Origin of the sequence: Rhizobium sp. SEMIA4064, assembly GCF_003025035.1 — a bacterium.
GTDB lineage: Bacteria > Pseudomonadota > Alphaproteobacteria > Rhizobiales > Rhizobiaceae > Rhizobium > Rhizobium paranaense.
In genome coordinates this window covers 376,634-399,442 of record NZ_PYJN01000005.1, presented here as the reverse complement: position 1 = coordinate 399,442, position 22,809 = coordinate 376,634, and the positions used below count along the sequence as shown (strand labels likewise).

23 protein-coding genes are annotated in these 22,809 nt (G+C 59.8%); 3 read left to right on the top strand and 20 right to left on the bottom strand.

The window, feature by feature from the left end; genetic code table 11:
- Positions 1–2: 2 nt before the first annotated feature.
- The 5 genes from motC to C9E91_RS03710 form a co-directional block, all read right to left on the bottom strand.
- On the bottom strand, positions 3–1,307 hold the full coding sequence (motC, locus tag C9E91_RS03730; RefSeq protein WP_107107002.1) for a chemotaxis protein MotC: 1,305 nt from the start codon (positions 1,305–1,307) through the stop codon (positions 3–5).
- A gap of 3 nt (positions 1,308–1,310) precedes the next feature.
- Complete coding sequence (locus C9E91_RS03725; RefSeq protein ID WP_107107001.1) at positions 1,311–2,819, bottom strand: MotB family protein; 1,509 nt, start codon at positions 2,817–2,819, stop codon at positions 1,311–1,313.
- Positions 2,816–3,451 carry a hypothetical protein gene (locus C9E91_RS03720; protein ID WP_107107000.1) on the bottom strand — a complete coding sequence of 212 codons (636 nt, stop codon included), beginning with the start codon at positions 3,449–3,451 and terminating at the stop codon, positions 2,816–2,818. Before C9E91_RS03720 ends, C9E91_RS03725 begins: the two co-directional genes overlap by 4 nt.
- Before the next feature lie 250 nt (positions 3,452–3,701).
- Positions 3,702–4,679 carry a flagellin N-terminal helical domain-containing protein gene (locus C9E91_RS03715; protein WP_107106999.1) on the bottom strand — a complete coding sequence of 326 codons (978 nt, stop codon included), beginning with the start codon at positions 4,677–4,679 and terminating at the stop codon, positions 3,702–3,704.
- Between the two features lie 257 nt (positions 4,680–4,936).
- Positions 4,937–5,857: a flagellin N-terminal helical domain-containing protein gene (locus C9E91_RS03710; RefSeq protein WP_107106998.1), complete on the bottom strand. Its 921-nt coding sequence runs from the start codon at positions 5,855–5,857 to the stop codon at positions 4,937–4,939.
- Positions 5,858–6,179: 322 nt separating this feature from the next.
- On the opposite strand from C9E91_RS03710, the gene C9E91_RS03705 reads away from it, so the two are divergent.
- Both C9E91_RS03705 and C9E91_RS03700 read left to right on the top strand, forming a co-directional pair.
- A complete protein-coding gene (locus C9E91_RS03705) occupies positions 6,180–7,667 on the top strand; it encodes a pyridoxal phosphate-dependent decarboxylase family protein (protein WP_107106997.1) in 1,488 nt (495 codons plus the stop codon).
- Complete coding sequence (locus C9E91_RS03700; protein ID WP_107106996.1) at positions 7,661–8,923, top strand: ATP-grasp domain-containing protein; 1,263 nt, start codon at positions 7,661–7,663, stop codon at positions 8,921–8,923. The genes C9E91_RS03705 and C9E91_RS03700 overlap by 7 nt, the downstream gene beginning before the upstream one ends.
- 134 nt (positions 8,924–9,057) lie before the next feature.
- Here the strand turns inward: C9E91_RS03700 and C9E91_RS03695 are convergent, their stop codons facing one another.
- Both C9E91_RS03695 and C9E91_RS03690 read right to left on the bottom strand, forming a co-directional pair.
- Positions 9,058–9,969, bottom strand: a complete 912-nt coding sequence (locus C9E91_RS03695; protein ID WP_107106995.1) for a flagellin N-terminal helical domain-containing protein — start codon at positions 9,967–9,969, stop codon at positions 9,058–9,060.
- A gap of 257 nt (positions 9,970–10,226) precedes the next feature.
- A complete protein-coding gene (locus tag C9E91_RS03690) occupies positions 10,227–11,138 on the bottom strand; it encodes a flagellin N-terminal helical domain-containing protein (protein WP_107106994.1) in 912 nt (303 codons plus the stop codon).
- 330 nt (positions 11,139–11,468) lie between these two features.
- Between C9E91_RS03690 and C9E91_RS03685 the strand changes: the two genes are divergently transcribed.
- Positions 11,469–13,412: an O-linked N-acetylglucosamine transferase, SPINDLY family protein gene (locus tag C9E91_RS03685; protein ID WP_107107056.1), complete on the top strand. Its 1,944-nt coding sequence runs from the start codon at positions 11,469–11,471 to the stop codon at positions 13,410–13,412.
- A 110-nt stretch (positions 13,413–13,522) separates the two neighbouring features.
- Here C9E91_RS03685 and fliP read toward each other — a convergent pair whose 3' ends face one another.
- The 13 genes from fliP to flgF all read right to left on the bottom strand — a co-directional run bounded on the left by fliP (position 13,523) and on the right by flgF (position 22,655).
- Positions 13,523–14,281: a flagellar type III secretion system pore protein FliP gene (fliP, locus tag C9E91_RS03680; RefSeq protein ID WP_107106993.1), complete on the bottom strand. Its 759-nt coding sequence runs from the start codon at positions 14,279–14,281 to the stop codon at positions 13,523–13,525.
- Positions 14,278–14,769, bottom strand: coding sequence for a flagellar basal body-associated FliL family protein (locus tag C9E91_RS03675; RefSeq protein ID WP_107106992.1), 492 nt, complete (start codon positions 14,767–14,769; stop codon positions 14,278–14,280). Before C9E91_RS03675 ends, fliP begins: the two co-directional genes overlap by 4 nt.
- Before the next feature lie 43 nt (positions 14,770–14,812).
- A complete protein-coding gene (gene flgH, locus C9E91_RS03670) occupies positions 14,813–15,526 on the bottom strand; it encodes a flagellar basal body L-ring protein FlgH (RefSeq protein WP_107106991.1) in 714 nt (237 codons plus the stop codon).
- Complete coding sequence (locus C9E91_RS03665) at positions 15,523–16,059, bottom strand: MotE family protein (RefSeq protein ID WP_107106990.1); 537 nt, start codon at positions 16,057–16,059, stop codon at positions 15,523–15,525. The genes flgH and C9E91_RS03665 overlap by 4 nt, the downstream gene beginning before the upstream one ends.
- Complete coding sequence (locus tag C9E91_RS03660; RefSeq protein WP_107106989.1) at positions 16,056–17,174, bottom strand: flagellar basal body P-ring protein FlgI; 1,119 nt, start codon at positions 17,172–17,174, stop codon at positions 16,056–16,058. The genes C9E91_RS03665 and C9E91_RS03660 overlap by 4 nt, the downstream gene beginning before the upstream one ends.
- Entirely contained in the window at positions 17,171–17,656 is a 486-nt protein-coding gene (gene flgA / locus C9E91_RS03655; RefSeq protein ID WP_414124413.1) for a flagellar basal body P-ring formation chaperone FlgA, read from the bottom strand. The genes C9E91_RS03660 and flgA overlap by 4 nt, the downstream gene beginning before the upstream one ends.
- A gap of 35 nt (positions 17,657–17,691) precedes the next feature.
- Complete coding sequence (flgG, locus tag C9E91_RS03650; protein ID WP_107106987.1) at positions 17,692–18,480, bottom strand: flagellar basal-body rod protein FlgG; 789 nt, start codon at positions 18,478–18,480, stop codon at positions 17,692–17,694.
- A gap of 97 nt (positions 18,481–18,577) precedes the next feature.
- Positions 18,578–18,928 (bottom strand): flagellar hook-basal body complex protein FliE, encoded by a 351-nt coding sequence (gene fliE / locus C9E91_RS03645; protein WP_107106986.1) that lies wholly within the window; start codon positions 18,926–18,928, stop codon positions 18,578–18,580.
- The gene (gene flgC / locus C9E91_RS03640; RefSeq protein ID WP_107106985.1) at positions 18,925–19,344 is read right to left on the bottom strand and encodes a flagellar basal body rod protein FlgC; all 420 of its coding nucleotides are present in this window, start codon (positions 19,342–19,344) and stop codon (positions 18,925–18,927) included. The genes fliE and flgC overlap by 4 nt, the downstream gene beginning before the upstream one ends.
- Before the next feature lie 16 nt (positions 19,345–19,360).
- Entirely contained in the window at positions 19,361–19,753 is a 393-nt protein-coding gene (gene flgB / locus C9E91_RS03635; RefSeq protein ID WP_107106984.1) for a flagellar basal body rod protein FlgB, read from the bottom strand.
- 117 nt (positions 19,754–19,870) lie between these two features.
- Positions 19,871–20,437: a flagellar protein gene (locus C9E91_RS03630; protein WP_210318705.1), complete on the bottom strand. Its 567-nt coding sequence runs from the start codon at positions 20,435–20,437 to the stop codon at positions 19,871–19,873.
- A gap of 79 nt (positions 20,438–20,516) precedes the next feature.
- Entirely contained in the window at positions 20,517–21,878 is a 1,362-nt protein-coding gene (gene fliI / locus C9E91_RS03625) for a flagellar protein export ATPase FliI (protein WP_442967422.1), read from the bottom strand.
- A gap of 42 nt (positions 21,879–21,920) precedes the next feature.
- On the bottom strand, positions 21,921–22,655 hold the full coding sequence (gene flgF, locus C9E91_RS03620) for a flagellar basal-body rod protein FlgF (protein ID WP_107106982.1): 735 nt from the start codon (positions 22,653–22,655) through the stop codon (positions 21,921–21,923).
- Positions 22,656–22,809: the final 154 nt, after the last annotated feature.

Below are 22,809 nucleotides of genomic sequence, written 5' to 3'. Positions count from 1 at the left end.
GATCAATGACTTTCCTGCTTCAACAGGCCGTCGATGGCGTCAAGCTTCGAGCGGCTCGTCGTGACGAATGCGTTGAATGAAGAGTCGGCCTCCTGCCTCCCTTCCTCCGGGGCGGGAGCCGCCTTTGCCGGGGCTCCCTCCTCAACACCCGCCGTGCCAGGGGGCTTGGCCCCAGGTGGTTTCGTCACAGCAGCATCGTGTTCAGTATTATCTTGATTAGGCAGATTAAGGGGTGAGACTTGCGTCAGGCTTGACGGGTCTGGCGCCCGCAGAATTTCGTCCGCCACCACCTTGGCGGCGTCGCGCAGGGCGCGATCCTGCACGTTCAATTCGCCGGCTGGCATCTGATCTATGTTGCGAACCGCGGTCCCCAGCTCAGGTGTCGATACACCGGCAACGCCGCCGTAGAAGCCCGCCAGAGCGCCGAATGCATCGCCGCCGTCGTTAGAGATCGCCTGGGCACGACCGGAAGCGAGGGCGGCAAGATCGGCCTTGCCGGCGATCGCGGCGCGACGCGCCATCCGCAGATAGATTTCCCGCTGCCTCGGCGGGTCCATGAAGGACAGGATGTCGACAATATCCTCTTGCTTGACCTCGGCGTTATGATCGACGACGAGCTGCACGAAAAGGTTGGCGAACTGGCTGGCATAGGGCGAATGCAGGAAGCGCCTCGTATAGCGCTGCGCATAGGCGAGCCCCTCCGGCACCATCCCACTATCGGTGCAAAGAGCAAGGGAACGACGCAGCGCCGATTCCTCGACAATGGTGCCGGGCGACGTCAAGCGCGCCCAGTCATAAAGCTTCAGCGCCGCCTTCGGGTTTTTGGAGGACATGACGTTGGCGGCAACGAGCGAAATATAGGGGCCGATTTTCTTGTCACGATATTCCCGGGCAATATCGCTGAGCGTATTGACCACCAGCAGCCCTTTGCCGTTCAGATATTTCCTCAATACATCGGCGACGCGATTGTCGAAATTGCCGTTGAGGTCGCGCGACATCAGAAATTCCAGCGTCGCAGGATTACCGCCGCTCATCGCGTAAATCAGCGCGGCGTCGACATTGCGGCTATCGTCGAAGGTGGATTTATCGGCGGTGCGCAGACGCTCGTCGATGGTCGCCAGCATGAAACGCTGCATCTCGCCGGCCGAACTGTCACCTGCCACCACGGAGTCCTGGATGAATTCGAGCGAGCGCAGCATCTTATAGGGCGGCAGGCTGTCCGCATCCTCAGCACCAGCGATCCCCGGCATTGACATGCCGAGGGTCAGAGCGAGCGCGAGGCGATGACGATGCTGAATGCGCGCCATGGACTATCCCTGTTTGCCTTGTGTCGGCTTGCCTTGGCCCTTACCCTGCTTGCCTTGGCTCGGCTTGGCCGGGACTGGCTTGACCGGCTCCTGATTTCCGCCATCGGTCTGGCTCTTGGCAGCCTGGTTCGAAGCGCCCTGAATCAGGATTTCGATGCGGCGGTTGGCGTCGTTGAAGGGATCGTCGGGCAGTTTCAGCCGGCGGTCGGCAAACCCCGAAACCTGCGCTATCCGTTTCTCGTCCAGCCCGCCGTTAGTGAGCATGTAGTAGGCGCTCTGAGCGCGGTCGAGCGACAGGCGCCAATTGTCATTGTGGCCATCGACCATATAGGGGCGCCCGTCGGTGTGGCCGCGGATCAGGATCGACCCTTTGCGGTCCGCGAGGACCTTGCCGATCTTCGCCATCGCCAGCACCATCTCCTGGCGTGGAACGGCCGAGCCGATGTTGAACATCGGATCGTTGGTCTGATCGGAAATCGTCACGAGAAGCCCGCCCTCAGCCGGCGTGACCTGCAGACCCTCGGCGAGCTGACCGGCGACGCCGCTGATCTGCTTCTCGATCGCCTGCTGCAGGTCTTTGGCATCCTGCTGCTGATCCTTCGTCGGGGCGGCGTCCTTGTTCTGCGCCGCTGCGGTGCTGTCTTCGGTCGTCGAAGCATCGCTTTGCTCGGCGGCGGTAGCGGCGGCTGCACTGGCGCTCTGTTGGTTCGCGGTTTGCTTCGTAGCCTGCTTGTTCTGCTGGTCCTTGGCCGGGGTCTGCTGATCCGTCGGCGCCTGTTGATCGCTCAGAGTCGGCTGGTCTTCAGGAGTCTGTGGCTGAGTAGCCGGCTGACCGGTATCGGCGGCAGTCGCCTTGGAAAGGGCAATCACTTCGCCCTTCGGCGACTGGTCGGATTTTGCGGATTGCTCTTCGTTGGCCTTCTTCGAGGCACTCGAGACCTGAACCTGCTTGGTCCAGAAATCCGGATCGAAGGGATCGCGATAGGCCTGGCCGCCATCCGCACCTGTGGCGGGACCGGATTGGGCAGCGCCCCCCTCGCCCTTGGCGCTGACATTGGCCTGCTGACCGACCTGCTGAGCGATTTCGGCCAGAACCGAATAGGGATTCTCGAAGAAATCGGCTTCGGAATAATTCGTCTGATCGCCCGACGTCGAGGTTTGGTCCTCGCCGGTCTTGGCGGACTTGCCGTCGTTCGGATTGTCTTCCTTGTTCTTCGACTTCGCCTGGTTCTGTTGCCCGTCCGCCTTATCGACAGGCTTCTTCAGCCCCTTTTCGGTCGGCTTTTCGTCGGCGAGCTTGATCGGATTGAAATAGGAGGCAACGGAGGCCTTCGTCTCTTCGTTTGCGGCATTCACCAGCCACATCACCAGAAAGAAGGCCATCATTGCCGTCATGAAGTCGGCATAGGCGATCTTCCATGCGCCGCCATGACCACCTTCATGATCACCGCCGCCATGCCGCTTGACGATGATGATTTCGTGTTTGCCCTGATTGTGATCGCCGTCGCTCATTTCAGAATCTCTTTCAGACTAGCGGCCCAGGCAGACATACGGGTCACGAGAACGCTTTCTCCGATCGTTACGGTGAGATCGACATCGCGCGCCTCGATGTGGCGCAGCAAAACGCCGTTTTGGCCGAGACTGTCATGCAGGCTCTCGAAGAGATGGCGGGGACCACTGACCGTAATCGGGCCGGCCGCGCCATCAAGAATCGCTGCCTCCACGCGTTCAGCGAGATCGGCGACAGCCCTGGTCGTCAGCTCCTCGGTCATGATCGGCGCAAGTGCTGCGGCAGCCTCCGCGCTGATCGCCTGCCCAAGTATCGTGGCGACCTTTGTCAATCCGTTGACGATCTTCTCCGCGGCGCGCTCTTCATATCGGGTGCGCAAGGCGTCCATCTCGCCTCGGTGCGTTTCGGCGATGGTCTCCAACTCGGTCTGGTGCTTTTGCGTCAATTCCTGCGTTGCGGCTTCGTGCCCCTGCGCATAGGCTTCGCGACGTTCCGCCTCGATATCGATCGGCTGTACAACCGGAGCTTCCGGGAAATCGAACGTCTCTTCGAACGACATGTCCGGCACGACTGGAGACGGGGGCGGCGATTCGGCGCTGAAATCCTTGAGATAGCGGGAGAGTGTCGGGCTCATGCTGACATCCTCCCCTTTTCATCCGCAGAAGACCGCGAGCTGATTTCTCGACAGGTCCCTTGAATTCCCATGCTCAAAACGTCGATCATCACGCTTCCGGTTTCCGTCCTGCGGCAGCGCTTTCCGGACGTGACGCCGAACGTCACCGGAAAATAGCGCAGCCATGCCATTGCGATGGACCGTAGGGGGTCAAACTTGTGCGAGGATGAATGCGGCGGGCGCGAGCCTCTCGGCCGCGCCAACCCGGAATTTACTTTGCCTGCAGCAGGATCAGCATCTTGCTCGACATGGTATTGGCGATCGACAATGCCTGAATGCCCATCTGCTGTGCCGTCTGTAGTGCGCTCTGACGCGCGGATGCCTCTTCCATGTTGGTATCGACGAGATTGCCGACGCTGGTCTTGAGGGCATCGCTGAGCTTGGAAATGTAGTCGGACTGGTCGTCGATACGGGATTTCATCACACCCAGCGTCGAATCCGCTGACGTCACCGATTTCAGGATCGAGTTCGTCACATTGATCATATCGGTGAGCTGATCGTCCGTCGTGCTTTCGGAAATGGAAATTTCCGTGCCGTCGGAGGGAGCCGTGCCGGAATCCGCAGCGAGGAGATAATAGTTGCGGGATGTCGACGTTGAACCTGATGTATCGAACGCGCTGGCGTCGATGTCCTTCGTCAGCAGTCCGCGGCTCGCATCGGCGGTATCGATCATCAGCGTTTGCGAACTATCGTAATTGATCGTCACGAGATTGACTTGGCCATCCGAACCACGCGTGAAATTGCTGATGACGGATTGCTTGGTATCTGGCTGCGAAGCGGTGTTGTAGAGCCAGTTCTCACCGGAGAAGGACGCGGATTGCGTGACCGACTGCAATTGGTTCTTGAGCTGTTGAATGTCCGCATTGACCGCGGTCTTATCGGTGCCCGGCTCCTTGGCCGAAACCAGTTTGGCCTGGATCTGGGTCACGAGATCGACGACCGAATCCATGGCGGTGGAGGCGGTATCGACTTTCGAGGCGCCGAGGCCGAGCGCGTCGCTGATGGTGGAAAGACTGCTCTGGTCCGACTGCATCGTCTTCGACATCGACCAATAGGTCGGATCGTCACTCGCGTTCTCGACGCGATACCCGGACGAAACCTGTTCCTGCACGACACCAAGATCTTTGTTGACGCCGCGCAAAACGGTCAGCGCGGCCAAAGAGGAGGGGTTCGTCGTCAGACTGCTCATCGGAAAATCCGTAATTCTATTGGAAACGGCAGACCGGACGATCCGGCAGCAACGAACGGCTTCATGCCAGCCAGCGGAAGAGATCCCAACGCGGCCCGTCGCTAGATAAAGCCCTGACGGTTCCGACGAAAAAGGCCGGACACCGGGGCTTTGCGCAAATACTGCAAATCAGTACCCCGGAAGGCTAACAAAAGCTTATGCGCGGCGGCAAGAGAGAAATGCCGCCGCGCTTTCCTAACGTAAGCTCCGGTCAAGGCTCACTTGAAGAGCGCCAGAACGTTCTGCGCGCTGTTGTTTGCGATCTGCAGCGACTGGATCGCCAATTGCTGCTGTGTCTGCAGCGCCGAGAGCTTGCTTGATTCTTCTTCCATATTCGCATCGACGAGCTTGCCGACGCCGGAGTCGATCGTGTCGCTCAGGGTTGAAACGAAGCTAGTCTGCAGGTCGATGCGGGTCGACAGCGAGCCGAGCTGCGAAGCGGTGCTCGTCATCGTGTTGAGGGCCGACTGCACCAGGTTCATCGCCAGGGAAATGTCGCCGCTCGTCATGTTGGTAATGTCGAGGCTGAAGACGGAATAGGCCGTGCCGTTGATATCCTGTGTGGTGCCGAGGATACCGGAGCTCGTGTCGATCGTGCCGTCGGAATTGGCGCCGAACATCACGTTGCCTGCCGATCCCGTATCAAACGTGTAGCTGGTGCTGTTGACCGCGACCGTACCGTCGTTGTTGCGGACAAAGGAGGACACGACCGATGCGGAGGCGCCGTTGGCTCCGATCATCCAATTCTGCCCGGAGAACGAAGCGGACTGCGCGATGCTCTCAAGCTGCTCCTGGAGCTGCGAAATCTCCTCCTGAACGTCAGCCTTGTCGACGCTGTTTTCCGTTGCCGCGACAAGCTTGTCCTTGATCTGCTCGACGACGCTGATGGAATTGTCCATTGCCGTATAGGCGGTGTCGACCTTGGCAGCACCGAGACCCAGAGCATCAGAGACAGCCGAAAGCGCGCTGTTGTCGGAACGCATGGTGGTCGCGATCGACCAATAGGCGGCGTTGTCGGAGGCCTTGGCAACACGATAGCCGGAGGAGACGCGGTTTTGGGTATTTTCCAAATTGTTGTTGATCGAGCGCAGAGTCTGGAGAGCAGACATTGCAGCATCGTTGGTCAAAATACTGGTCATGGAGAGGTGCCCCTTGTGGCTGAAATTAGAAGGGACATTCCGGTCTTCGGCCGGGAACGGCAGTCAGCGTCATGCCTGTTAACCGGCTCTTAGGAGAAGTTAACCAACCGTTGCGTTAGCCGCAGATGACAACATTAGGCTTAATAAAAAGTTAACAAGGAAACCGGAAAGTTAACAAAATCATATATCCCGGAAGAGGCGAGCCGCGCGTCAGGTCAGCCTCGCGCCACCTTGGGCGGCATAAGATTGTCACGATCGGACGACTGTCCCGCCGCAAACGGCGTGATCGCGACGTCGACAATTCAGCCAATGCGGGATCGGCATGTTAAGTTTACAAGACGGCGGATTGCCGGGGGATGGACCTCCTCAACGGACAAGCCTCGACCCCGACGACTGGCAAACCCTGCGCAAACAGGGTCACCAGATGCTGGACGATATGCTCGACCATCTGGAAACGCTCTCCGAGAAGCCCGTCTGGCAACCGGCGCCGTCACCCGCACGCGCCCTGTTTGACGCACCGCTGCCGGTCGAACCGACGGATTTGGCGGATGCCCACGCCATATTCCGCGACAACATCCTTCCCTATGGCAGCGGCAATATCCACCCGGGATTCATGGGCTGGGTGCAGGGCGGCGGAACGGCCGCTGGTATGTTGGCGGAGATGCTGGCTGGCGGTCTGAATGCCAATCTCGGCGGGCGCGATCATATGCCGATCGAGGTCGAGCGTCAGATCATCCGATGGACCCGGCAAATATTTTCATTTCCTGAGACCGCCGGCGGCCTGTTCCTGACTGGCGCCTCGCAAGCCAATTTCGTCGCCGTCCTGCTCGCGCTAAGCAGAAAGCTTGGTGCGGATGTCCGCGCAAAAGGCTTGCCGAATGGGTCACGGCTGGTCGCCTATACATCGAGCGAAGTGCATGGTTGCGTGCCGCGCGCCTTCGAGATGTCGGGGATCGGCAGCGAGCAGCTCAGGCGCATCCAGGTCAATGCGGCCGGGCAGATCGATATTGCGGCTCTCGAACGTGCCATCCTGCGCGATAAGAACGAAGGACACACACCGTTCCTGGTCATCGGAACCGCGGGGACGGTGAATACAGGAGCGATCGACGACCTCAGTGCCTTGCGCGGTATCGCTGACGCCAATGACCTGCATTTTCACGTCGATGGCGCGCTCGGGGCACTGGGCATCCTGTCCGATGATCTGGCGCATCTGTTCACCGGCATCCAGTCCTGCGATTCGCTTGCGTTCGATTTCCATAAATGGGGCCAGGTGCCCTACGACGCAGGCTTCCTCCTCGTGCGGGACAGCGCATGGCAGCGTCAGAGGTTTGCTTCGGATGCAGCCTATCTCAGCCGCGCGGCCTCCGGTCTGGCCGGCGGCGACTGGTGGCCTTGCGACTACGGCCCGGACCTGTCCCGCGGCTTCCGCGCGCTCAAAACCTGGTTCACCCTCAAGACCTATGGCGTCAAGGCATTGGGCGATTCGATGGCTGCCAACTGTGCCCTGGCGCGCGGCCTGGCAGGCCGGATCGAACAGGAACCCGCCTTGCGGCTCCTCGCGCCGGTTGCGCTCAACATCGTTTGCTTTGCCTATGTCGGCGCCGGCGACGACGTGCCGCCGCAGGTCAATGCAAGGATTATCGAACATCTCCACGCCGAGGGGCGCGTTGCCCCTTCCCTAACTCACTTCAACGGACAACCGGCAATCCGCGCCGCGATCGTGAACCATCGCACGCGGCAGGCGGATATCGATGCGCTGATTGACGGCGTTCTCAAACTCGGTTCTCGACAGGATTTGCTCCCATGCTGATGACATCCGGCCTCGTGGCCGACCGCGCCTCTGACGAAATCGGTGGCGCTGGCCGAATTCTGGGCATGCAGAGGATCGTGTCGCTCATCTATGCCGGCGCGGATGTGACGCCGCTCTGGAACGAGCTGATGCAACGCGTTGGAGCCGATGGCACGGATGCGGCGGCGATTTTCGACCTAGCGACGATCCTGCAAACGCTTAACCGCGCCGAGGAGGCGCAACAGGTCCTGCGGGGCGCCGTCGATCTCAGCCGCAACTTTTGCATCGTCCATGGAAATGGACAGGGACCACGGCTGCTGGCCTTCGTGACACCGGGCAACTTCATGGCGAACACGCCGCTGGATTTCCTACTGGCGGATAGCGACTGTGTTCTTTGGCTGCACTATGTGGATCCTGAAACGACCGCGCTCGCGGATTTGCCGGAGCATGACGTGGCGTTCATGGCGATCGGCGAATCCACGGAAAACGGCCCCGTGCTTGAACGGATGCAGAAGGTGCTGGCCGATTTTAACGGCCCGATCATGAACAACGATCCGGAACTGATCAGCAGGCTGACGCGCGATGGTGTCAGCGGCATGCTGGCCAATGAGCCCTCCATCCTGTCGCCGAGCACGTATCGCGTGCCACGAGCAGATCTTGTCGCCATCGGTGCGGGCACGAAGACCCTGGATGATTGCGCACCGGGGCTCTCCTTTCCGCTGGTCGTTCGCCCGATCAGCACCCATGCCGGCAACGGAATGGAACGCATCGCCGATATCATAGAACTTTCCGCATGGATTGCCACGCAGCCGGCTCCCGAGCTTTACGTCGCGCCCTTCATCGATTTCCGCGGGCCGGACGGCCTCTACAACAAGCAACGCATCGTATTCATCGACGGTAAGGCCTTTGCCAGCCATATGGCACTCTCCGAGCATTGGATCGTGCATTATCTGAGCGCCGGCATGGCGGAGAGCCCGGCGAAGCGCGCTGTCGAACAGGCTTGGATGGAGAATTTCGATACGGATTTCGCGATCCGCCACAAGGAGAGTTTCGCGGCTCTCTATCGGCACATAGGGCTTGATTATTTCGGTATCGATTGCGCCGAACTTCCAGACGGGCGTCTGCTGGTTTTCGAACTCGACGTGGCAATGGTCGTCCACAACATGGATAGCGCGACCGTCTACCCCTACAAGCAGGTTGCCATGCGCAAGTTGTTTGATGGCTTCATCGATGCCGTGCAGAACAGGAAGACCGGCGTAACGACGGACGCCTCCTGAGCAAGCCGAGCTGCTCGCGAAAGCAGCAAGAATACGATAGAGGCTACCCTGAAAAGCATAACCGCGCCTCTTGGGAGGCGCGGTTAAATTGTTGTTTCGGAATTTCAGTCGGCGCCAGGCGCCGGCTCTTCCTATTAACGGAACAGCGACAGGATGTTCTGCGAAGAGGAGTTGGCGATCGAGAGCGACTGAACAGCGAGCTGCTGCTGCGTCTGCAGAGCAGAGAGCTTGCTCGATTCCTGTTCCATGTCGGCATCGACGAGCTTGCCGACGCCCGATTCGATCGAGTCCTTCAGCGACGAAGCAAAGCTCGTCTGCAGGTCGATACGGGTCGAAATGGAGCCGAGGCGCGAACCCATGCTGGTCATGGAGTTCAGAGCGGTCTGAACCATGTTGAGGGCGCTGGAGATCTGGCCGCCGGTCATGCCGGTGATGTCGAGGCTGAAGACCGAGGCATTGACCGTGCTGTCCACGGTGCCGAGAATGCCGGACGTGGTGTCGATCGTGCCGGAATTCGAGCCGAACAGAACGTTGCCCGTTGCGCCGGTGTCGAATGCGTAGGACGTGGTGCTGACCGAAACGGTGCCGTTGGTGCCGCGGATGAACGAGGAAACGACCGAGGCGGAGTCGTTGGCGGCAGCCACGACCCAGTTTTCGCCGTTGAACGAAGCGGACTGAGCGACGCTCTCCAACTGCTGCTGGAGCTGACCGATTTCTTCCTGGACCTGACCCTTGTCAACCGAGCCTTCCATGGCGGTTACAAGCTTGGACTTGATCTGGCTGACGATGTCGAGGGCGCTCGTGACAGCGGTCGTTGCCGTGTCGACCTTAGCGGCACCGAGGCCGAGGGCGTCGGAGACGGCGCCGATAGCGCTGTCGTCAGACTTCATGGTGGTGCCGATCGACCAATAGGCGGCGTTGTCGGAAGCCTTGGAGATGCGCAGGCCGGAGGAAACAGCATTCTGAGTGGACTGCAAGTCGCTGTTGATGCCGCGCAGCGTCTGCAGGGCGGACATTGCAGCGTTGTTGGTAAGGATGCTCGTCATAATATTTTGCCCCTTTGGCAGCGGTTAATTAAGGGACATTCCGGACCTAAAAACCGGTAACGGCACTCAGCATCATGCCTGTTAACCCAATCTGTTAAGGTTAACTCGCCGTTTCAATGGTGTTAGAAAACAGCAATATGGTTAAGAAAACCTGAACCGAGGCCAATCCAAAAATATAAAAAAAACCGCGCCTTAGGAAGGCGCGGTTAACTTGGTGTTTAGAAATTTCGGCTGGCGTCTGGCGCCAGTCCTTCTTCTTAACGGAACAGCGACAGGATCGACTGCGAGGAGGAGTTCGCGATCGAGAGCGACTGGATAGCGAGCTGCTGCTGTGTCTGCAGAGCAGAGAGCTTGCTCGATTCCTGCTCCATGTTGGCATCGACGAGCTTGCCAACGCCCGATTCGATCGAGTCGGAGAGCGACGAAGCGAAGCTCGTCTGCAGGTCGATACGGCTGGAGATCGAGCCGAGCTTCGAACCCATGCTGGTCATGGAGTTCAGAGCGGTCTGAACCATGTTGAGGGCGCTGGAGATCTGGCCCGAGGTCATGTTGGAAATGTCCAGGCTGAAGACCGAAGCGCCAACCGTGGAGTCCGTGGTGCCAAGGATACCCGAAGAGGTATCGATCGAACCGCTGTTCGAGCCGAACAGAACGTTGCCCGTTGCACCGGTGTTGAATGCGTAGGACGTGGTGCTGACCGAAACGGTGCCGTTGGTGCCGCGGATGAAGGACGAAACGACCGAGGCCGAGTCGCCGCTTGCAGCCATGACCCAGTTTTCGCCGTTGAACGAAGCGGACTGAGCAACGCTCTGGAGCTGCTGCTGGAGCTGGCCGATTTCTTCCTGGACCTGGCCCTTGTCAACCGAGCCTTCCATGGCGGTGACGAGCTTGTCCTTGATCTGGCCGACGATGTCGATCGAGCTGGTGACGGCGGTAGATGCCGTGTCGACCTTGGCAGCACCGAGGCCGAGGGCGTCGGAGACGGCGCCCATAGCGCTGTCGTCGGACTTCATCGAGGTGGCGATCGACCAATAGGCGGCGTTATCGGAAGCCTTGGAGATGCGCAGGCCGGAAGAAACGGCTTCCTGCGTGTTCTGCAGGTTGCTGCTGATGCCGCGCAGAGTCTGCAGAGCGGCCATAGCGGAGTTGTTGGTTACAATGCTGGTCATAAGTGTGTCCCCTGGAAACTGAATACGAAAAGGAGGACATACCGGACTTCAAATACCGGCGATGACGGAGCGGCTTCATGCTCCTCGGTCCCATTTCCTAGAGGACCAAACCCGTCATGTCGCAGGTAAACTCGCATGCATTGCTTGCGAATTCCTTAAACGCGGAACTCCCAAAAGCGGCCAACCGTAACGTAGCTAACGATACGTAAAGGAGCGTTCAACATTGCTTCGGTTTCAGGCAAGCTACGCGCGCGATTATCCCACGAATCCATGATGACGGACTTCGGCCATTGCCGGAGACTGGTCAAAGTTCGCTCGGAGTTCTCGCTCGTGAATACGAAAAACGCCTATGTGACAGCGTCCAACCTCTATCAAAAGGGGCAATATACGCGCGCGCTCGAAACACTGAACGAGCTGCTCAATACCGACACATCGCCAAAGACCTACGCGCTGCTGGCAAAAACGCTCTTGAAACTCGGCTTCAGATCGGACGCGGCGAGATCGTTTGAGCTGGCAGGCAGACAAAAGCCGTATCGCGAAGACTATCTGCGGGAAGCCTTGCTGTTGCATTTTGCGACAGGCAACGAAGACGCGACGCTCTCGATCGGAAGCCTGATCCTGCCCCAGGCGTTCAAGGATCCGGAACTCGCCTTTGCCCTTACCAGCATCTTTCTAAGCCGACAGCAAAGGGACCTGCTGGCCGGCTTCAAGAGCGTCCTCGTTGAAGGACCGGAGCTCCGGCATCGGCTGCTGGCCTCGAAACTGTTGACCGATGATCTTTACGACGACGGCAACCGGCACATCGTTGCCACCCTGTTCAAGAAGCATCCCGACAATATCATCTTTCGCACGCTCCATTTGATCTTTGCTCGCGAATTGTCCGATCTTGCGACGGTGGACAAACATATGGGGCCGATCCTGACATCCGTAGCTGCGGGCAGCCTCGACTATGTCAGGCCGGACAATCCATTCTTCCATCTGCACTGGTGCGGCGACGAAGCAATCAACAAGTTCGCTGTGCACGACACGATGCCGCTGCCGGCCGGACACGCCGAAGCGCGCCGCAAGGCGCCGCATACTTGGGCCGGCAAGATTCGCATCGGCTATCTCTCATCGGACTTCTGGCCGGGCCATGCGACGATGAAGCTCCTGCAGCGGACATTGGAACTGCACGACAGGGACAAGTTCGAGATTACCCTCTTCGACCACTCGTCCCTGTCATCTCAGCGCGAGGAAGAATTCGACTATTCGAGATGGGGCACCATGGTCGATATCCGCAGCCACTCCGATCAGGCAGCGGCGGAGGCGATCCGCGCCCGTGGGATCGACATCCTGGTCGATCTCAAGGGACATACCAAGGATAGCCGCGTCCGTATCCTCAATCACAAGGCAGCGCCGATCCAGACGGCCTGGCTCGGCTTTCCGGGCTCGGCCGTCAACATCGACCTCGACTACATCATCGGCGACCCCTACGTGTTGCCGGATTATTCCAAGCCGCATTTCCATGAGAAGTTCTGCCGTCTGCCCGAATGCTATCAGCCGAACGATCCGATGTATCGTCCGAAGGCACGGCCGACCACTCGAGCGGAGCATGGATTGCCGGAAGATGCCTTCGTCTTTGCCTCGTTCAACGGCAACCGCAAGATCACCTCTCAAATGGTCGATGTCTGGTGCAACATACTGAAGCGCACCAAGAACAGCGTGCTCTGGCTGCTTTGCAACGGTCCGCGCGCCGAGGCCAACCTTTGGTCACGCCTGGAGGCGCGCGGCGTCAACCGCAAGCGCATCGTCTTCACCACCCGTATCCGCTATGAGGATCACATCGACCGCCAGCAATTGGCCGATCTCGGTCTCGATACCTTCCCGGTGAACGGCCATACGACGACCTCGGAACAGCTCTGGGGCGGTTTGCCGGTGTTGACGATGAAGGGCACGAACTTCGCCTCGCGCGTCAGCGAAAGCCTGCTCGCCGCCATCGGCGTACCGGAGCTGGTGGCCGCTGATGTCCAGGCCTACGAAGATATGGCCGTGGAACTTGCCAGGCAGCCGGAGCGCATTGCCGCGCTCAAGGAAACGCTGACCGTCAACCGCTATATCAAGCCGCTCTTCGATGCCGAACGCATCACCCGTCACCTCGAGACCGCCTACGAAATGATGGTCGAACGCGCCAGGAAGGGTCTCGGCCCGGATCACATGGACGTACCGGCCCTGCCGGTGCGCACCGAGCCGTTCCTGGTCGAAGATCAGAGTGCTGCGGCGATCGCCGCGGAATAAGCATCTCGCGTCATCGGAAGCTCCGCTCCCGATGACGGTCCGCCCAGTGGCAAGCGATTAAAGCATCCCGCTTTCAGGTGGAATCACCCGCAAGCGCAACGCACGGCGCTCTAGTGGAAAGATCGTACAAGGCTGCCGACCAGCAGATTCCAGCCGTCGATCAGCACGAAGAAAAGGATCTTGAAAGGCAGCGAGATCGATGTCGGCGGCAGCATCATCATGCCCATCGCCATGACGATGGTCGAGACGATCAGGTCGATGACCAGAAACGGCAGAACGACCAGGAAGCCGATTTCAAAACCACGGCGGATTTCCGAGATCATGAAGGCCGGGATCAGCACGCGGTAATCGATCTTGTTGTCGATCACCACCGTCTGCCCCCGCTCCTGCGCCAGATCGACGAAGAGCTTGATGTCCTTTTCGCGCGTGTTGTTCGACATGAAGGTACGGAAAGGCTCGGCGATGCGCTGGACGGCATCGGCCTCCGAAATCTGATTGGCAAGCAGCGGCTGCGCGCCATCCTTCCAGGCCTGATCGAAGGTCGGCGACATGACATAGAAGGTCATGAACAGCGCGAGGCTCAGCAGGATCATGTTCGACGGCGTGGTCGCGAGGCCCATGCCCGAACGCAGGATCGAGAAGGCGATGATGAAGCGCGGAAAGCTCGTCACCATGATGAGGATGCCGGGCGCGATCGACAGGATCGTCAACAGCCCGAAGGTGCGAATGATCCAAGCCGCGACCGACCCGTTCACCGGGACATTCAAGAGATCCGTCGGGAGCTGAGATGGCAATTGCTGCGCCATCGCCATTTCAGGCGAAAACGCAGCAGCAGCTAATATAAGTAAAGCAAGTAATAATCGACTCATTCGATCACGAAAGTTCTGAACATAACTTTCGATACCCGCCCTTCCGAGCGAAGGTCAACACGTTCCTGAATGTCATCCCGAAGATATTGGAAGCCACGCGGACCTTCGACCTGCTGCAGCGAAACGGTACGGACGTAGGCGAGGATATCCTCGTGGATGGCTTCCGCGAGCTGCTGGTCCGGCTTATCCTTGAACATCAGCGCGATTTCCAGCCGGATCCAGTTTTGGGAGGGATAGGCAAGATTGGTCGTGATCGGTTCGAGTTGGACGATGCCGTTCGCGCCCGCGGCAGCCGCAGCCTGCTTTTCACCTGTCGGCGCCTGCGGCGCGGCCTGTACCGCGGCCGTCGCCGTCTTGATCTGCGGCGCCACCATGTGGCCGAGGAACCAGCCGCCGCCGGCGCCGAGAGCCGTCAGGATCACCAGACCGATAATCATCATGATCAGCGGCGATCCCTTGCTTTTTTCCGATGCCTCTGCCGCTGCCATGTCTCTATCCGCCTGTTATCAAATAATACGTGCTGCCCGGCCGTCAGAGCGGCGACAGCAGATCGACCGCCTGCTGACCGCGCGGCGGCTGTTGCACTTCCGTCAGACGGCCACGGCCGCCGTAGGAGATGCGCGCTTCGGCGATCTTGTCATAGGAGATCGTGTTGTCCGCGGTGACGTCCTGCGGCCGGACGATACCAGCGACGTTCAGGATACGAATCTCCTGGTTCATCCGCACTTCCTGCGAACCGCTGATCATCAGGTTGCCGTTTTCAAGGACGCCGGTGACGACAGCGGCGACAAGCAGGGTAATCTGCTCGGACCGCTGCATCTTGCCCTTACCGTCGGTGCTGGTGTCGGAACCGGAGGTCGCGTCGGCATTGGTGCTCGGCTGCCAGCCAAAGATCTTGGCCGTGATGTTCCAGTTCATGTCGCTCTTGTTCGTGCGACTGCGATTGGTCTCGTTATCCCAGTTCGCCTTGTCGTTGATCGAGATATTGACCGTCAGGATGTCGCCGACATTGAGAGCACGCGCATCCTTGAAAAGGGCCGCCTGCGAATCGTTCCAGAGCGAGTAACCCTGCGCGACTTGATGCGGCCGCTTCGGATACTGCAGCATCTGCGGCGTCTGCGCATATTGCAGGCCGCTGCCGATCGGGCTCATGGCTGGCGCCCTACCGATTTCCTTCATTGCCTGCGACTGACAACCGGCAAGGAAAACGACGAGTGCGCAGGTGGCCGTAAGACGCATGTTCATGAGGGGTCCTTCGACTTCGATGTATTCGGATCGGACGCGCTGGAGATGATGTTGGTGACAACAGCCGCCTTCTGCGCATCCATCTCCGCCAGAATGAGACTCGACTGGCGGGCTGAGAGTTTCATGATGATGGCGGCCGCAACGGTCACCTTGACCTGATCAAGACTTGCCGCCGCCGCATCGGGCTTCATATTTTTGTAGATGTCGACTAGGCCGGAATCCGCGGTCTTCAGGAAATCGTCGCGCCGCTTCAGCCAGTCTTCGTATTCGGCCTTGCGCTTGTCCATCGTGGCAATGCGCTGGTCGACATCGGCCTGCAGCTTCTCAAGCTCCTGCTTCTGCAGCAGATAGCGCTGGTCGCGGGCCGGATCGGCGATGTTCGTGCAGAACTGCTTGATCTCGTCCTGGCTGGACGCCGGATCGGCGACCGGCTTCGGCGCTTCCTGCGCCGCCGCTGCCGAGACCGACAGCAGCAATGCCGTCGCGACGCATCCGGAGGTCAGCAATTTCCTGGCGATGGTGATCGTTGTCATTGCAGCACGAGCTCCGCTTGCAGGGCGCCGGCCGATTTGATGCCTTGCAGGATGGCGATGATGCCGTCCGGCTTGACGCCGATATTGTTCAGCCCGGAGACCAGCGTCTTCAGATCAGGTCCTTCAAGCACGGCGACACGGCCTCCGCTCTTGCTGGCGGTGATGTCCGTCTGATCCTGAACGGCCGTCTGACCGTTCGAGAAGGGTTCCGGCTGGACTATCTGCGGGTTTTCACTGACCTGGACCGTCAAGGTGCCGTAGCTGACCGCGACCGGCGAGACGCGGACATCGGCGCCGATGACGATCGTTCCGGTGCGTTCGTTGATGACGACCTTGGCGGGCGTGTCGGTCTGGACGTCGAGATTTTCGATATCCGCCATCAGCCGCGTCAGGTCGGCCATTTTCGGCTTCTCGATCGCGACCTCCTGGGAATCCTTGGCCTCGGCGATCGGAGCGCCGAAATGCGAGGTCGCCCAGGCATTCACCGTATCGGCGATGCGGATCGAGGTCGAGAAATCCGGATTGCGCAATTGCAGGACGAGATTGACGGAATCCTTGAAACGCGATGGCAGTTCGCGTTCGATGATGGCGCCGCCCGGCACTCGGCCGGCGGTGGTGGTGCCTTCGGTGACGCTGGCCGCAGCCCCTTGGGCCTGGAAGCCCGAGACGATGACCGAGCCCTGCGCCACGGCGTAGATCTGCCCGTCGGCGCCGCTGAGCGAGGTCATGATCAGCGTGCCGCCGCGAAGCGAGGTCGCATCGCCGAGCGAGCTGACCGTGACGTCGATGCGGCTGCCGGGGCTTGCGAATGGCGGCAGATTGGTCGTCACCATGACGGCAGCGGTATTCTTGGCGGCGGACTGGCCGCCCTGCGTCGAAATGCCGAGATTCTGCAGCATCGCGCGCATGGACTGTTCGGTAAACGGCGAGGAACGCAAGCCGTCGCCGGTCCCCTGGAGACCGACGATCAGGCCGTAGCCGATCAACTGGTTGTCACGGCCGGCCTGCAGCGAGGCTATGTCCTTGATGCGCGATTGCATCGCCAGGGCCGGATCGGCGATGATCAGGCTGGGCAATGCCAGCAAAACCCTGAGGAAATTACGAAGGCTTCTCATTTTGCGACCACTCGGATCGTACCGTTTTCGAGAACAGTGCCGCTGACAATAATGCCGGAGTCCAGATTGCGGGCTCGTACGCTATCGCCGACCGCGCCGTCATCCAGCGGTGTTCCAGCAGCGGTGATCGTCATGCTGCCCATGCTCATCACCAGACGGATATTGGAGCCACGCGTCACGGCGAAGGGCTGACGCAGGGCGGAAATGGAAATCGTGCGGCCCGGAAGAAGCGTCCGCTTCGACACCAACCCCGTGACATCGCGAAGCCGCTTGGCATAGTCGCCCGTGAGGTTGGGATTGGTGACCTCGACCTCTTCGAGCTGACCACTGCTGATGATATCGCCCGGATAAATCGTCTCGGTCGGCACGACGGCGGTCCCCAGGCTGGTGGCGTCGTTGCCGGTTGCGCCGGCGGGAGCGGCCGACACGAACACGACGGAGAGGCTCGCTGCGGCGAACCAGGCCATTGCTAAGCTTTTCATCCGGCGAAACCTCATGTTCGGCCCCCGTCCTCTCGTTACTTCAGATCTTTACTGACGATCTGCGCCATGTCGTCGGCGGTGGTGATGACCTTGGAATTCATCTCATAAGCGCGCTGCGCGGAGATCAGGTCGGTGATTTCCTTGACCGCATCGACGTTCGACGATTCCAGATAGCCCTGCTTCATGTAGGCAAAGCCGTTCTGGTTCGGATCGGAGACGACGGGATCGCCGGAGGCAGGCGTCTGCGTGAAGAGGTTGCTGCCCATCGGCTGCAAGCCCGCTTCGTTGACAAAGTTGGCGATCTGCAACTGGCCGAGAACGGTCGGCGTCGTCGCGGTGCCGATCGTTGCCGAGACCTGACCGGATTCGTTGATGGTGATGTTGGTGGCGTTGGTCGGGATCGTGATCCCCGGCTGCAGCACGTTGCCGTCAGCGGTCACGATCTGGCCGGTATCGCTCTTGTTGAACGAGCCGGCGCGGGTGTAGGCCGTCGTGCCGTCGGGCATCTGAATCTGGAACCAGCCGCGGCCGACCAGCGCGACGTCGAGATCGTTCTGGGTCTGCGACAGTTCGCCCTGGATCTGAATGTTGCGCACGGCTGTCGTCTGCACGCCGAGACCGATATTGGCGCCTTCCGGCACCACGGCCTGGTTCGGCCGGTTGGAAATGCCCTTGGCGCGTTCGGTCTGGTACAGAAGGTCCGAGAACTCGGCGCGGGAACGCTTGTAACCCGTCGTATTGATGTTCGCGATGTTGTTCGCGATCACTTCGAGGTTGGTCTGCTGGGCGTCCATGCCCGTCGCGGCAATAGCGAGCGCTCTCATGTCTTCGTCCTTCGAGCTAGAGCGTGATCCCGAAAGCCGCAAAGCGGCTTTGCACAAGATCGCGCCAAATCAAATAATGGGAGCGAGGCCACCCGCCCTAAATCTGCATTTTCGTAATATCGAGAAAGGCCGAAACGACCTTGTCGCGCAGCGCGATCGCCGTCTGCAGCGTCTGATCCGCCTGCATGACCTTGTCGACCACTTCGCGGGTGCTCATCGTGCCCTTGATACCGGCGAAGGAGGCGTTTTCAGCTTCCTTCAGCGTGTTGACCGTGTCTTTCGCCACGTTGGACATGACCGAGGCAAAGCTGGTTCCGGTCACGTTGCCGATTGTTGAGCCAAGCGTCGATGCCAGGCTGTTGGACGAAGAGGAGCTTTGGTCCGTAGTGATGCTGCCGAGACCGCGGACTGCCGAAAGGGAGGAAATATTCTTGATAGCGTCAATCATTGTGCATTCTTCAAGAGATCGATGGTGGAGTTGATGAGATCGCGCGACTGCTTGATCGTTTGCAGATTGGCCTCGTAGGAGCGATTGGCTTCGCGCATATCGGCCATTTCAACGAGAACGTTGACGTTGGGCATCTTGACATAACCCTTCGGGTCCGCCGCCGGATTGTCTGGGTCGTATTCCTGGATGAACTTGCTGGTGTCCTCGCCCAACTTCTTCACCCCAACCGTGGTCAGGTTGTTGGCGCGATCGAGCTCGGCGCCGAACGTCACGGTCTTGCGGCGATAGGGATCGGAACCGGGGGTGTCGCCCGTCGAACGGGCGTTGGCGATATTTTCGGAAACAACACGCAGGCGGGTCGATTGGGCCTCCAGGCCGGAGCCCGCAATCTTCAACGCAGCTGATAAAGGGTCCATAACATCTTCACTTCATCTATTGTTTTACGGTCATCAACATCATGCGATGAAAGGAGCTGACCAGCGCAGTGTTCAAACCGTACTGGCGCTGGATGTCGCCGGATTTGGCGAGTTCGTCTTCCAGACCGACGGTGTTACCCGACTCCTGGACGCCGATTTCCTGATTGAGCGACGCTTCCTCGACGTTGACGTCGCCGCTCTGGCTGAATTCATTGCCCGAAAAATGCGCCGGATTGGTCTTCGCCATGGCGACGTTCTGGTTGTCGAGAACGGCTTGAAACGGCGTGACATCCTTGGCGTGGTACTTCGGGGTATTGGCATTGGCGATATTGCCGGCAACGACCTCTTGGCGAACCTGGAGCCACTCGGATTGCCGCGAGGCCAAGTCAAAGAGCTGAATCGGTTGCATGGGCTTCTCTCCGTTCTTACAGCAGGACCCTAGAGGAATAATCTTGCGTGGGACTTGCGGGGAATGCGTTCTTGCTAAAGTCTTTACTAAGTCTGATACGCAGGCGATTGCGGGTTCTTAGTTGTGGCCGTAAACATCACCCGTGGAGGTGATGATGACCCACTTTCCGTCGCGCTGTTCGATCGTCGCCAGACGGCTGTTATCGGGCAGGATCGAGCCGACGCGCACGACATACATGCCGGTGTCATCCTCAATCAGCGCCCGGCCGTTTGCGACATGCAGCAAATGGAACGGTGACTTGCCGGGGAACGGCTGATCTTCGGCCGGCTGGCCCTTATCGTCCTCGCGCCCGACGTTGCTAATCGTCGCCGTCGTCAACGGATCGGGAGCGATAACCTTCGGCTCGTTCGGGTTCTTGTTGACCATGGCCAGCGGCGAGACGTTGACGATCTCGCGTCCCGGCCAGTTCGGCAGATCGCGGGTACGATCGCCCTCGGCGACGTGAATGCCGAACTTGTCGGGGTTCAGGAACACGTACCAGGGGAAGAAAGCCGAGATGCCAGCGAGCAACAGACCGGTGCCGGCCAAGGCCTTATCGGTGAAGGTCCGCTTTTTTACCGGCCTCAGCGGAGCGACCGGTTCGTCTGCGTCGGATTCTCTCACGTTCGGCCTCTCTCTCGGCATGGTCCGAAAGGCGCGAAGCGGTTTCGGACAGGATGATGCGAAATCAAATGGCAGGAGCGAACGACATTTCGCGGAAACATCATTTTGCTCTCGGCGGCTGGATGGACGCGGCCGAGCCGTTTTTCAACGCGGTCGCAAGATCGGTGAAGGCGTCAGCCGAGGGGCGTTCGCCGGGAGTCTGTTTCAGAATGTCGTAGATGATCGGCACCTGGCGGACGGCCATGTCGAGATCCGCGTCGCTGCCCTGGCGGTATCCGCCAATCAGGCGCAGGTCGCGGGTTTCCTCATAGCGGTGCACGAGTGCCTTCAGGCGCGAAACCAGCTTTTCCTGATCCGGCGTCCAGGCCTTGCGCGCCAGACGCGACACCGAGGCCAACGGATCGATCGGCGGATAACGTCCCTCTTCCGCCAGGCTGCGCTGCAGCACGATATGGCCGTCGAGAATGCCACGGGTGGAATCGGCGATCGGGTCGTTGTGATTGTCGCCGTCAACGAGGATGGAGATGATCGCGGTGATCGTGCCGGTTCCTTCCGGCCCCGGACCTGCACGCTCCAGGAGGCGTGGCAGCTCGGTGAAGACGGAGGCGGGATAACCGCGCGCGATCGGCGGTTCGCCGGACGCGGTCGCAACCTCGCGGATGGCATGGGCGAAGCGGGTGACGCTATCGACGATCAACAGCACGTTGTCGCCCTGATCGCGGAAATGCTCGGCGATGGTGATGGCCGACAACGGCGCCATCTTACGCAGCATCGGGCTCTCGTCGCTGGTCGCGACGATGGCGATCGACTTCTGCATGTGGGGACCGAGCGTGTCCTCGATGAATTCGCGGACTTCGCGGCCACGTTCGCCCACCAGCGCGATCACCACCTTGTCGAAAGCATTGGCGCGCGCCAGCATCGACAGCAGCGTCGACTTGCCGACGCCGGAACCGGCGAAAATGCCGAGACGCTGGCCAAGGCAGAGCGGAGAGAAGATGTCGATGGCGCGCACGCCAGTCTTGAAACCCGTCTCAACGCGTTTGCGCGTCATCGAGGGCGGCGCCGTATTGGAGATCGAGCGCGACTCCATGCCGGCCGTCAGCGGTCCCAGGCCATCGATCGGCTCGCCCAGCGAGTTGATCGTGCGCCCGCACCAGCTATCGGATGGAGCGATACGGAAGGCGCCTTTGCGGATGACCGTGTCGTGGATGCCGATCGGCTCGCCCGGCTCGATCGGGCAGACATAGGTCAGCTCCGGCTCGACGCGGACGACTTCACCGAGATGGATGCCGGTCGAGGAACGGTGGGCGACGAACTCACCAAGGCGCACATGCCTGGAAAGGCCTGCGACGGTGTAGTGGCCGGCCGCGATGGTGCGCACATGGCCACCATCGGCAACCGTGTTTTCCGCCATCAAATATTGATCCGCCAAGGCGGCCATACGCGAGAATCTCGGCGACATCGCGCCTTCAGGCATCCCATCCTCGAACATCATCCGACCCTCTTACTGGCTGCCGCCGAGGGTCTTGATCGCATCCGAGAGCGTGCCTTCGCTGCTGTTCGTCAACGTCGAGATATTGTCGAAGGCACGGCTGACTTCGATAAGCTGGGTCATTTCCCGCATGCCGTTGACGTTGGAGTTTTCGAGATACCCCTGGGCGATACCGACATTGGAGCGGTCGACAACAGACTGCGGCGTATCGGTCGGCAACACGCCGCTATTGTCATAGCGCAGGAAGCCCTTGCTGATATCAGAGCTGTAGAGCCCGATCTTGCCGACTGGCTTGCCGTTTTGCGCGATCGTGCCGTCCGCAGACACACTCGGTGCGCCGCCGCCGGGATCAAGCTGGATCGGTGCGCCGCCGGGGTCCAGTACTGGATAGCCGCGGGTGGAGACCAGGGCGCCGCTCTCGCTCATGGTAAATCGGCCGTCGCGCGTCAGAACCAGGCCTGCCGGCGTGTTGACGCCGAACCAGGCGTCACCCTTGACCGCAAAATCGAAGAGATTGCCGGTGTTTTGCAATTCGCCGTTGTCGGTGGAGAGATAGTCGTTGCCTTGCGAGACGAAGGCGACCTTGGCGTTGAGCTTGTTTTCGGTATTGCTAAGAACTTGATTGAACTTGACCTCGGTGCCACGAAAACCCGTGGTATTCACGTTGGCCATGTTATCGGCGATCGTCGTCAGACGCCGCTCGAGCGCCATCTGCGATGACAGCGCCACATAAATACCAGACTGCATTTTCAACGCCCTCCGGACATTGGAGAATAACGGGAAAGGAAACGCCAGATATTGCGGCGCTCCTACATTTCGTTAGCCGGGCGTGGATGCCCTTACCCGATACTCTGCCTGCATTGGCTTGTGCGAAGCTGACACGACGAAAAGCTTGTTGCGG